At 60.7% G+C, this 11,716-nt stretch carries 11 protein-coding genes; 10 read left to right on the top strand and 1 reads right to left on the bottom strand.

Going from position 1 to position 11,716, the window contains the following annotated elements:
* Positions 1 to 77 precede the first annotated feature (77 nt).
* From rpoZ to JOE39_RS20625, 4 genes are read left to right on the top strand one after another with little or no spacing between them, the layout of a single operon-like run.
* Complete coding sequence (gene rpoZ, locus JOE39_RS20640; protein ID WP_003320174.1) at positions 78 to 341, top strand: DNA-directed RNA polymerase subunit omega; 264 nt, start codon at positions 78 to 80, stop codon at positions 339 to 341.
* Positions 342 to 401: 60 nt separating this feature from the next.
* Positions 402 to 2,507, top strand: a complete 2,106-nt coding sequence (spoT, locus tag JOE39_RS20635) for a bifunctional GTP diphosphokinase/guanosine-3',5'-bis pyrophosphate 3'-pyrophosphohydrolase (protein ID WP_003313985.1) — start codon at positions 402 to 404, stop codon at positions 2,505 to 2,507.
* Between the two features lie 24 nt (positions 2,508 to 2,531).
* On the top strand, positions 2,532 to 2,912 hold the full coding sequence (locus JOE39_RS20630) for a RidA family protein (RefSeq protein WP_003313984.1): 381 nt from the start codon (positions 2,532 to 2,534) through the stop codon (positions 2,910 to 2,912).
* A 54-nt stretch (positions 2,913 to 2,966) separates the two neighbouring features.
* Entirely contained in the window at positions 2,967 to 3,704 is a 738-nt protein-coding gene (locus JOE39_RS20625) for a lipoprotein (protein ID WP_003313983.1), read from the top strand.
* 52 nt (positions 3,705 to 3,756) lie between these two features.
* Here the strand turns inward: JOE39_RS20625 and JOE39_RS20620 are convergent, their stop codons facing one another.
* A complete protein-coding gene (locus JOE39_RS20620) occupies positions 3,757 to 4,605 on the bottom strand; it encodes an SDR family oxidoreductase (protein ID WP_122220032.1) in 849 nt (282 codons plus the stop codon).
* Between the two features lie 209 nt (positions 4,606 to 4,814).
* Here JOE39_RS20620 and exbB point away from each other — a divergent pair, with 209 nt between their 5' ends.
* From exbB to JOE39_RS20590, 6 genes are all read left to right on the top strand, one after another.
* Positions 4,815 to 5,768: a tonB-system energizer ExbB gene (gene exbB, locus JOE39_RS20615; RefSeq protein WP_003392612.1), complete on the top strand. Its 954-nt coding sequence runs from the start codon at positions 4,815 to 4,817 to the stop codon at positions 5,766 to 5,768.
* A 3-nt stretch (positions 5,769 to 5,771) separates the two neighbouring features.
* Complete coding sequence (exbD, locus tag JOE39_RS20610) at positions 5,772 to 6,197, top strand: TonB system transport protein ExbD (RefSeq protein ID WP_002551495.1); 426 nt, start codon at positions 5,772 to 5,774, stop codon at positions 6,195 to 6,197.
* Positions 6,194 to 6,940, top strand: a complete 747-nt coding sequence (locus tag JOE39_RS20605) for an energy transducer TonB (protein ID WP_122220031.1) — start codon at positions 6,194 to 6,196, stop codon at positions 6,938 to 6,940. The genes exbD and JOE39_RS20605 overlap by 4 nt, the downstream gene beginning before the upstream one ends.
* 92 nt (positions 6,941 to 7,032) lie before the next feature.
* On the top strand, positions 7,033 to 7,956 hold the full coding sequence (locus tag JOE39_RS20600; RefSeq protein ID WP_002551493.1) for a hydrogen peroxide-inducible genes activator: 924 nt from the start codon (positions 7,033 to 7,035) through the stop codon (positions 7,954 to 7,956).
* Positions 7,957 to 7,967: 11 nt separating this feature from the next.
* Complete coding sequence (gene recG, locus JOE39_RS20595) at positions 7,968 to 10,043, top strand: ATP-dependent DNA helicase RecG (protein WP_003425918.1); 2,076 nt, start codon at positions 7,968 to 7,970, stop codon at positions 10,041 to 10,043.
* Positions 10,044 to 10,129: 86 nt separating this feature from the next.
* On the top strand, positions 10,130 to 11,527 hold the full coding sequence (locus tag JOE39_RS20590; RefSeq protein ID WP_057446098.1) for an aminoacyl-tRNA deacylase and HDOD domain-containing protein: 1,398 nt from the start codon (positions 10,130 to 10,132) through the stop codon (positions 11,525 to 11,527).
* Positions 11,528 to 11,716: the final 189 nt, after the last annotated feature.

Raw genomic sequence — 11,716 nt, 5'->3', positions numbered from 1 at the left:
TGCTGTCCGCTTGTAAACTACCGAGTCCGCTCGCCCATCCGGGCATCGCGCATCCGCATTTGCTACGAGGAATACCCATGGCCCGCGTAACCGTTGAAGACTGCCTAGAACACGTGGATAACCGCTTTGAGCTGGTCATGCTCTCTACCAAGCGTGCCCGTCAACTGGCAACCGGCGGCAAAGAACCAAAGCTGGCCTGGGAAAACGACAAGCCTACCGTTATGGCCCTGCGTGAAATCGCGGCTGGCGTAATGGATTACTCTGTAATCGCAGAAGCTGAAATCGTTGAAGATGAGCCATTGTTCGCAGCGTTCGAGGACGAGTCCAACGAGGCCGTCTAAGCCTATGCCAGGTCGACGTAGTACGGCGCAGGGTAAAAGCCATTGGCAAGGGGTAGCGCCTTGCCGAGCATAGACGCCCTCGCCGACAGACTGTCGGCCTACCTCGGCAAGGACCAGGTCAATCTGGTCCGCCGGGCGTATTTCTACGCCGAACAAGCCCACGATGGCCAACGCCGTCGCAGCGGTGAAGCCTACGTCACCCATCCTCTTGCGGTGGCGAACATTCTTGCCGACATGCACATGGACCATCAGAGCCTGATGGCTGCGATGCTGCATGACGTCATCGAAGACACCGGAATTGCCAAGGAAGCGCTCAGCGCCCAATTTGGCGAGACCGTCGCGGAACTGGTCGACGGGGTCAGCAAACTGACCCAGATGAATTTCGAGACCAAGGCCGAAGCCCAGGCGGAAAACTTCCAGAAAATGGCCATGGCCATGGCGCGCGACATTCGCGTCATTCTGGTCAAGCTCGCCGATCGCCTGCACAACATGCGCACGCTGGAAGTCCTGTCCGGCGAAAAGCGCCGGCGCATCGCCAAGGAAACCCTCGAAATCTATGCGCCCATCGCCAATCGGCTGGGCATGCACAGTGTGCGCATCGAATTCGAGGACCTGGGTTTCAAGGCGATGTACCCCATGCGCTCCTCGCGAATCAACCAGGCGGTCAAGCGCGCCAGGGGCAATCGCAAGGAACTGGTCAACAAGATCGAAGAGTCCCTGAGTCATTGCCTGGCCGTCGATGGCATCGAAGGCGACGTCAGTGGGCGGCAGAAACATCTGTATGGCATCTACAAGAAGATGCGCGGCAAGCGTCGCGCCTTCAACGAGATCATGGATGTCTACGCGTTCCGCATCATCGTCGACAAGGTCGACACCTGCTATCGCGTGCTCGGCGCTGTACATAATTTGTACAAGCCACTGCCCGGTCGCTTCAAGGATTACATCGCGATCCCCAAGGCCAACGGCTATCAGTCCCTGCATACCACCTTGTTCGGTATGCATGGCGTGCCTATCGAGATCCAGATTCGCACCCGCGAAATGGAAGAAATGGCCAACAACGGCATCGCGGCGCACTGGCTGTACAAGTCCAGCGACGACGAGCAGCCCAAGGGCACTCATGCTCGAGCCCGACAGTGGGTCAAGGGCGTGCTGGAAATGCAGCAGCGCGCTGGCAACTCCCTGGAATTCATCGAAAGCGTCAAGATCGACCTGTTCCCGGACGAGGTTTACGTTTTCACGCCCAAAGGCCGAATCATGGAGCTGCCCAAAGGCTCCACAGCGGTGGATTTCGCCTACGCGGTACACACCGATGTCGGCAACAGCTGCATTGCCTGCCGGATCAACCGCCGACTGGCGCCGCTTTCCGAACCGCTGCAAAGTGGCTCGACCGTCGAGATTGTCAGCGCCCCCGGCGCACGTCCGAATCCGGCCTGGCTGAACTTCGTCGTCACCGGCAAGGCGCGCACCCACATTCGTCACGCGCTCAAGCTGCAACGCCGCTCCGAGTCGATCAATCTGGGCGAGCGCCTGCTGAACAAGGTGCTCAACGGCTTTGAATGCAACCTCGACAAGATCGGTCAGGAGCGCATTCAACTGGTGCTCAACGAATATCGGGTCGAAGTGCTGGAAGACCTGCTCGAAGACATCGGCCTGGGTAATCGCATGGCTTATGTCGTTGCCCGCCGCCTGCTGGGCGAAGGCGATCAGTTGCCAAGCCCTGAAGGCCCGCTGGCGATTCGTGGCACCGAAGGTCTGGTGCTCAGCTACGCCAAATGCTGTACACCAATCCCGGGCGACCCGATTGTCGGCCACCTGTCTGCAGGCAAGGGCATGGTTGTGCACCTGGACAACTGCCGCAACATCAGCGAAATCCGCCACAACCCGGAAAAATGCATCCAGCTGTCCTGGGCCAAGGACGTGACGGGCGAATTCAACGTCGAGCTGCGTGTCGAACTCGAGCATCAGCGCGGCCTGATCGCGCTGTTAGCCAGCAGCGTCAACGCGGCGGACGGCAATATCGAAAAAATCAGCATGGACGAACGCGATGGTCGCATCAGCGTGGTCCAACTGGTGGTCAGCGTGCACGATCGCGTGCACCTGGCTCGTGTGATCAAGAAACTGCGCGCCCTGACCGGTGTCACACGCATCACCCGGATGCGCGCGTAGGCCATCCCATTATCAGGAGTTCTCATGACCAAGACTGTCATCACCAGCGATAAAGCCCCTGCGGCCATCGGCCCTTACTCACAGGCCATCAAAGCTGGCAATACCGTCTACATGTCCGGACAGATCCCGTTGGACCCGAGCACCATGGAACTGGTCGAGGGCATCGAAGCCCAGATCACTCAGGTTTTCGAAAACCTCAAGTCGGTTGCCGAAGCAGCGGGCGGATCTTTCAAGGACATCGTCAAACTGAACATCTTTCTGACCGATCTGGGCCACTTCGCCAAGGTCAACGAGCTGATGAGCGCCTACTTCACTCAGCCTTATCCGGCTCGCGCAGCTATCGGCGTTGCGGCTTTGCCGCGTGGCGCCCAGGTTGAAATGGACGCGATTCTCGTCATCGAATAAATCCCCGACGGAGCGTGCCTTGCGCTCCGTTCTCCCTGAAGGAAGGAATCCGTTATGCGCTCCGCGCTCGCCATCTCGCTGCTCGCCGTCATTCTAGGCGGCTGCGCCAGCCACGCCGACCGCAATCCGGACGGCACGTGGATCAACCAGACCGCCATCGACGCCGCCGTCAAGCAAGGCAACTTGCGTCAGGCCCTGCTCGCCAATGGTCCCAACCTGGAGTGGAAAATCAACTCCAAGGCCAACCAGGCCATTTACTCCAATGGCTTCGAGCTGGGCGAAGGCAAGATTGTCAGCGCTGCCGAAGGCAAGCTGCACGTCGACTTCTATGGCAACTTCTTCGAAGACCTGAGCGTCAAGGGTGACGAACTGGTCCAGGCGGCCAGCGAGTCAGGCCCTGAACAGCACTTCCAGAAGCCCGAAGATCCGGCCCCGGACGGCGCTCAGCCAGGCAGCAGCTTCGAGAAAGCCCTGTATGGCGCCTACATGGGCGGCAAGTGGACGGTCGTCGAGGGCGATGGTCAGGGCAGCACTGTGCAATTCATGCCTGATGGCAGTGTGCAGGGGCTTCCGGAAAACGATCGTTACGCGCTCTGCCTGGCAGGTGATTGTGCCGCCATGAGCGGCGAATACGACAGCATGTGGCTGGAGAAAGCCGAGAAAGGCAACCCGTGGATTTTCGCCCGCAAAGGCAAGCAGCTGGAGATATTCCAGGCTGTGAACAACGCCGGCGCGGACCAGATGCCCGAGCTGCGTCCCGGCCCACGTCGCTGGTTGCTCGAACAGCAGTAAGCGATTCAGGCATCAGGAGCGCCCTTCACGGCGCTCCTGATCGACCAATGTTTTAGCCCAGCAAAGCCGCATAACCTGCTTTATAGTCAGGGTAAATCGGCGACCATCCTAATGCCCGCGCCCTGGCATTACTGCAACGCTTGCTGCCCACGCGCTGCACGCTGACCTCCTCCGACCATTCGGTCACCCCCAGATACTCACGGATCCACGCCACCACATCGGCCAGCGCGGCCGGATCGTCGTCGACGCCCAGGTAGCAACTCTCCAGCGCAACGCCGCGTTGATCCGCCAGCAGCACGTGCTCCAGCAGACCGGCCGCATCGTCGGCATGAATGCGATTGGCGTAGACCGGCGGATCGATCCTCACGCTGTGCCCCTGACGGACACGGTTCGACAAGTCACTGCGACCTGGGCCGTAAATACCGGTCAGTCTTACCGCCGTGGCCGGAAACCCGCTGTTCAGCGCGACCTGCTCGGCTTCCAGCATCACCGTGCCGGTGTAGTTGCCGGGCTCGGTGGCGGAGGTTTCATCCACCCACTCCCCGTTCTGCTGACCGTAAACACCGCTGCTTGAAACGAAGATCAAGCGCTTTGGCCGCTGCCCGGTCTGCTCGAGCCAACTCAACACATTACGCAGGCCCTCGACGTAAGCCATCCGGTAACCCGCTTCGTCACGCTGCGAGGGGGTCGCGCAATACACCACATAGTCCAGTGCCGCATCAGGCCACTGGGCAGGTTTGGGCTTATTGAACAGATCGCCCGCCACACCGTGAACACCGGCAGGAAGCTCGGAAACAGTGCGCCGCAGCCCATGCACGGTCCAGCCGTGAGGCAGCAGGCGGTTAGCGAGTCGCGAACCAATGTCGCCACAGCCGGCGATCAGAAGCGAAGGAGCAGTCATTCGGTATCTCCAGAAAAGGCGGTGTCAGTATCGTTAAAAACGCTCATCGACAGGCAAGCGTTCGGGCGAATATGTAAAAAAGATACTGTATTACTTTTGTTAACAAGAACGATTTGCAATAATGGCAGCCCATTCGTTCCCCGTGAGCGTCGACGGCACCACGCGACGCACTGGAACCATCCCCTTTTTTCCTCTCAGGTCCGGCCAGCATGAAACGCATTCAATCAATCGCTTCGCCTACCCAGATGCCTCGCCTGCCTCGTGCATGGCGCAGTATCGCAGCCCTTGTCTTGAGCCTGATGTTCGTCCCCATGGCACTCGCGGATCAATCGGCTCCGACCGCGGCCCCTGCGACCTCCACCGCACCTGCGGCAACGGCACCTGCCGCACCTGACGCAGCAGCCCCGGTGCAGGCCATGGAACCCGCCGCCGAAGACAACAGCCTGGGCATGGCGCATGACCTGTCGCCGTGGGGCATGTATCAGAACGCCGACGTGGTGGTCAAAGCGGTCATGATCGGTCTGGCCATCGCCTCGATCATTACGTGGACCATCTGGATCTCCAAGGGTTTCGAGCTGCTGGGCGCCAAGCGCCGGTTACGCGGCGAAATTGCCAACCTGAAAAAAGCCCGCTCCCTGTCTGAAGCGAGCGCCACCGCCAGCACGGAAGGCACCCTCGCCCACTTGTTGGTGCACGACGCCCTCGAAGAGATGCGCTTGTCGGCCAACAGCCGCGAGCGCGAAGGGATCAAGGAGCGTGTCAGCTTCCGCCTCGAGCGTCTGGTCGCCGCCTGTGGCCGCAACATGAGCATGGGCACCGGCGTGCTGGCGACCATCGGTTCGACTGCGCCGTTCGTAGGTCTGTTCGGTACGGTATGGGGCATCATGAACAGCTTCATCGGCATCGCCAAGACCCAGACCACCAACCTCGCCGTGGTCGCCCCCGGCATCGCCGAAGCCCTTCTGGCCACGGCGCTGGGCCTGGTCGCGGCGATCCCTGCGGTGGTGATCTACAACGTCTTCGCCCGCTCCATCGCCGGTTACAAGGCTCAGGTGTCCGATGCCTCGGCACACGTCCTGCTGCTGGTCAGCCGCGATCTGGATCATCTGCCAGAGCCGTCCGAGCGCAATCAACAACAACCGCACATGGTCAAGGTGGGCTAACACGTGGGCCTGCATCTTAACGAAGGCGGCGACGATCTCGCCGAGAACCATGAAATCAACGTGACGCCGTTCATCGACGTCATGCTGGTGCTGCTGATCATCTTCATGGTGGCTGCGCCGCTGGCGACCGTTGACATCAAGGTCGATCTGCCAGCGTCTACCGCCACACCGCAGCCCAGACCCGAGAAGCCGATCTTTCTCAGCGTGAAAACCGACAAGAGCCTGTACCTGGGCGAAGAGAAGGTTGCCCGCGAGCAGATCGGTCAGGTGCTGGACGCCCGCACCAAGGGCAAGAAAGACACCACGATCTTCTTCCAGGCCGACAAGGGCGTGGATTACGGCGATCTGATGGAGGTCATGAACACGCTTCGGGGTGCGGGTTACCTGAAGGTCGGTCTGGTGGGTCTTGAGACGGCTGGTAAGAAATGATCAGTACGCGCCAAAAACTGACGCGCTATAGCGGTAGTCTGTTGTTGGTGCTGGCCGTGCACGCCATCGCAATCATTGTTGCCGTTCGCTGGCCTGCCCCGCAGCCTGTCGAATTGCCACCGGCCGCCATGATGGTCGAACTTGCGCCAGTGCCCGAACCCGCTCCGCCACCACCGCCCAAGGTCGTTCAGCCGCCTCCACCGCCAGCCCCGGAGGAGCCGACACCGGTGCCGGAAGTCGTGCAGGCGCCGAAGCCGGAAATCGTGGTGCCCAAGAAGGTCGAGAAGCCCAAGCCCAAACCGCAGCCGCCAAAGCCGCAGAAGAAGCCTGAGCAGCCCAAGGAAAAGCCTGCCGACGAAAAGCCGGTCGATACACCGCCGACCACGGCGCAACCGGCAAAGCCGGTGGCTCCCAAGCCTGCTCCTGCACCTTCGCCACCCAGCAACGCATTGCCGAACTGGCAGGGTGATTTGCTCGGTCATCTGAGCAAGTACAAGAAGTACCCTGAGGATGCACGCCGTCGTGGCATGCAGGGTGTTGCTCGTTTGCGCTTCGTGGTGGATGCTGACGGCAACGTGCTGTCCTACTCGATTGCCAACAGTTCAGGCAGCTCGGCGCTGGATCGAGCGACCATGGAAATGATCCGTCGCGCTCAGCCATTGCCCAAGCCGCCTAAGGAAATCCTCAACAACGGCACCATTGAAATCCTCGCACCGTTCGTTTATTCGCTGGATAAACGCTGAATTGTACTTTTGTTACTCATAAGTACTTCTGATAACGTGCGTCTATCGATTGCACCCGCTATGCTGGGGTCGCAACTTCATGGACGCACGTTATGACTCTTACAGAATTGCGCTACATCGTTACGCTCGCCCAGGAGCAGCACTTTGGCCATGCGGCGGAACGCTGTCATGTCAGCCAGCCAACGCTGTCGGTGGGTGTCAAAAAACTCGAAGACGAACTCGGCGTGCTCATTTTCGAGCGCAGCAAGAGCGCTGTGCGCCTGACACCGGTCGGTGAAGGCATCGTTGCACAGGCGCAGAAAGTGCTTGAGCAGGCCCAGGGTATTCGCGAACTGGCCCAGGCCGGCAAGAACCAACTGACCGCCCCGCTGAAAGTCGGCGCGATCTACACCGTCGGTCCTTACCTGTTTCCTCACCTGATCCCGCAACTGCACCGGGTCGCCCCGCAGATGCCGTTGTACATCGAAGAAAACTTCACGCATGTGCTGCGCGACAAGCTGCGTAACGGTGAGCTGGATGCCGTCATCATTGCCTTGCCGTTCAACGAAGCCGACGTGCTGACCCTGCCGCTTTACGACGAACCGTTCTCTGTCCTGATGCCGGCCGACCATCCCTGGACTCAGAAAGAGACCATCGATGCCTCGGCGCTCAACGACAAGAGCCTGCTATTGCTGGGCGAAGGTCACTGCTTCCGTGATCAGGTCCTGGAAGCCTGCCCGACGCTGGGCAAAGGCAACGAAGGCGCCAAGCACACGACAGTAGAGTCCAGCTCGCTGGAAACCATTCGGCACATGGTCGCCTCCGGGTTGGGCATTTCGATCCTGCCGCTGTCGGCAGTCGACAGCCACCACTACGCGCCCGGCGTGATCGAAGTCCGCCCGCTGACGCCGCCCGTGCCTTTCCGCACGGTCGCCATCGCCTGGCGTGCAAGCTTCCCGAGACCCAAAGCCATCGAAATCCTCGCTGACTCTGCACGTCTGTGCTCGGTGGCACGTCCGAAAACAGTCGCTAGCTAGGCAGAACAGAAATGAGCGAGCTTTCCAGGGTCTCGGTCACGGCGCTCAAGGGTGTCGGTGAAGCGATGGCAGAAAAGCTGGCCAAGGTCGGCCTGGAAACCCTGCAGGATGTGCTGTTCCATCTGCCGCTGCGTTATCAGGACCGCACGCGCATCGTACCGATCGGTGCGTTGCGTCCTGGTCAGGATGCCGTCATCGAAGGCGTGGTCAGCGGTGCCGATGTGGTGATGGGCAAGCGCCGCAGCCTGCTGGTCCGGCTGGGCGATGGCACCGGCGTCGTCAGTCTGCGCTTCTACCATTTCAGCAACGCCCAGAAAGAAAGCATGAAGCGTGGCACGCACCTGCGTTGCTTCGGCGAAGCGCGTCCCGGAGCTTCAGGACTGGAAATCTATCACCCGGAATATCGGGCGATTACCGGTGATGAGCCCGCGCCCGTCGAACAGACCCTCACGCCGATCTACCCGACGACCGAAGGCCTGACCCAACAGCGTCTGCGCCAGCTGTGCCAGCAAAGCCTGGCCATGCTCGGCCCCAAAAGTCTGCCGGACTGGCTGCCTGAAGAGCTGGCCCGAGATTATCAGCTGGCCCCGCTGGATGATGCGATCCGTTACCTGCATCACCCGCCGGCCGATGCCGACGTGGAGGAGCTGGCCCTCGGGCATCACTGGGCGCAGCACCGACTGGCTTTCGAAGAACTGCTGACTCACCAGCTTTCCCAGCAACGCCTGCGTGAAAGCCTGCGTTCACAGCGCGCACCGGCATTGCCCGTTGCGAAAAAACTGCCGAAACAGTTTCTCGCCAACCTTGGCTTTGCCCCCACCGGCGCGCAGCAGCGTGTCGGCAAGGAAGTCGCCTATGACCTGAGTCAGCCTGAGCCGATGCTGCGGCTGATTCAGGGCGACGTAGGGTCGGGCAAGACCGTGGTTGCTGCGCTGGCTGCATTGCAGGCACTGGAAGCGGGTTATCAAGTGGCGCTGATGGCGCCCACCGAGATTCTCGCCGAGCAGCACTACATCAACTTCCAGCGCTGGCTCGAGCCCTTGGGCGTGGGTGTGGCATGGCTGGCGGGCAAGCTCAAAGGCAAGGCGCGCGTCGCGTCTCTGGAGCAGATCGCCGGCGGCACACCCATGGTGGTCGGCACCCATGCGCTGTTTCAGGACGAAGTGCAGTTCAAGAACCTGGCGCTGGTGATCATCGACGAGCAACACCGGTTCGGCGTGCAGCAACGCCTGGCGCTGCGCAAAAAGGGCGTTGGTGGCCTGATGTGCCCGCATCAATTGATCATGACCGCCACACCAATCCCGCGCACGCTGGCCATGAGTGCCTACGCCGACCTGGATACTTCGATCCTCGACGAACTGCCGCCGGGCAGGACGCCGGTCAATACCGTGCTGGTTGCCGACAGTCGCCGCCTTGAAGTCGTGGAGCGTGTGCGCGCCGCCTGCGCAGAAGGTCGCCAGGCCTACTGGGTGTGCACGCTGATCGAAGAATCCGAAGAGCTGACCTGCAAGGCCGCTGAAACCACGTACGAAGAATTGAGCAGCGCGTTGGGTGATGTGCGCGTCGGGCTGATTCACGGGCGCATGAAACCCGCAGAAAAAGCCGCGATCATGGCCGAGTTCAAGCAAGGTGCGCTGCAATTGCTGGTGGCAACGACGGTCATCGAAGTCGGTGTCGACGTGCCGAACTCCAGCCTGATGATCATCGAGAACCCCGAGCGCCTCGGCCTGGCGCAATTGCACCAGTTGCGCGGCCGCGTCGGGCGCGGCAGCGCGGTGAGTCATTGTGTGCTGCTCTACCATCCGCCGCTTTCACAAATCGGACGGCAGCGGCTGGGCATCATGCGCGAAACCAACGACGGTTTCGTCATCGCCGAAAAAGACCTCGAACTGCGCGGCCCTGGCGAAATGCTAGGTACCCGACAAACGGGCCTTCTGCAGTTCAAGGTCGCCGACCTGATGCGCGACGCAGACCTGCTACCGGCCGTACGCGACGCGGCTCAGGCGCTGTTGGAGCGCTGGCCGCAACACGTCAGCCCGCTGCTCGACAGGTGGCTGCGTCATGGCCAGCAGTATGGTCAGGTGTGATGCAGACTATGCTTTGCAAACCGCGTGCGACCCAAATCGAATAACGTGGTTATACTTCAAAAAATGTAGGAATTTGGACATAGCTCATGACAGAAGTCGCCCACGTCAATGATCCGCACCATGCGCCGTCGGTAATCCGGCAGTTGCTTGAAAAATTGGCTATCAACTATAACGAAGTCGTGGACGAAAAAAACCTCCCTCCAGCGCGCAAGGTGCAGGCTGTGCTGGTCGAGGACGCTGTCGGTGCATTGCTTATCCTGTTCCCGCAAAGCCAGTTGCTCGACCTCTCTCGCATCACCGAGCTGACCGGTCGCAAACTGACCGCCGTACCGCACGAGCGGCTGGCGCGCATGCTCACCAAGCACAACCTGCGCGTACTGCCAGGTCTCCCGGCGCTGACCAGCTCACCGTGCCTTTACGACGAGCGCCTGCTTCAGGAGCCAACCCTGTTGGTGGGTTCGGGCGAGCCTGGTGTCCTGCTGGAAATCAGCAGCGACGACTTCAAGGGCATGCTGAGCAAGGCCAGCGCCGCGCACTTTGGTCAACCGGTGGCGACGATCCGGCCGAACCTCGACCGCCCTGACGACGATCCTGCAGAAATCACCCAGGCCATGCATGCCTTTACAGCGCGCCGCATCCAGCAGCGTCTGGAGGCGACCCTGGAGATTCCGCCGCTGGCTGGCACTGCGCAAAAAATCATCAAACTGCGGGTCGACCCCGATGCGACCATCGACGACATCACCGGCGTCGTCGAAACCGATCCAGCGCTGGCCGCTCAGGTCGTCAGCTGGGCCGCTTCGCCGTATTACGCGTCGACCGGCAAGATTCGTTCGGTCGAAGACGCAATCGTCCGCGTACTGGGCTTCGATCTGGTGATCAATCTGGCACTGGGCCTCGCACTGGGCAAAACCCTGAGCCTGCCCAAGGATCAGCCACAACAGACCACGCCGTACTGGCAGCAATCGATCTACACCGCTGCCGTCATCGAAGGCCTTACCCGCGCCATTCCACGCGCCAGCCGGCCGGAGGGTGGTCTGAGCTACCTCGCCGGCTTGCTGCATAACTTCGGTTACCTGCTGCTGGCGCACGTGTTTCCACCGCACTTCACCCTGATTTGCCGGCAACTGGAAGTGAATCCGCATTTGCACCACAGTTTTATCGAGCAGCACCTGCTGGGTATCAGCCGCGAGCAGATCGGTGCGTGGCTGATGCGCTATTGGGACATGCCGGATGAGCTGTCCATCGCATTGCGTTTCCAGCACGACCCGCACTACAAGGGTGAGCATCACGTCTATGCCAACCTGGTCTATCTCGCAGTGCGCCTGCTGCGAGCCAACGGTATCGGCTCCGGTCCCGAGCAGGACATCCCGGACGAATTGTTCGACCGCCTGGGTCTGACGCGCGACAAAGCCAACGAATCGGTGAAAAAAGTGCTCGAGGCCGAAGTGCTGCTGCGCGAACTGGCGTCGCAGTTCAGCAAGTAACCTGCGGATGTAACGTACGAATAGTGCCGAAGGCTACGGCCTTGGCACTCTCCCCTCAAACCCTAGAAAGGTTCGCCTTCAACCCCCGGCAGGTGCGCATCCAGGCGTAGCCATGGAAGCCGGTTGGTAACACAGCTCGCCGCAATGGCAGCCACCCGGGTGTATCTCGCTCATCCGCGCCCCTCCTGT

Source organism: Pseudomonas sp. PvP100 (assembly GCF_017833055.1).
GTDB classification, from domain to species: Bacteria; Pseudomonadota; Gammaproteobacteria; order Pseudomonadales; family Pseudomonadaceae; genus Aquipseudomonas; species Aquipseudomonas syringae.
Note: the sequence above shows the minus strand (reverse complement) of the source record. Positions and strands in the feature narration are given on the sequence as shown.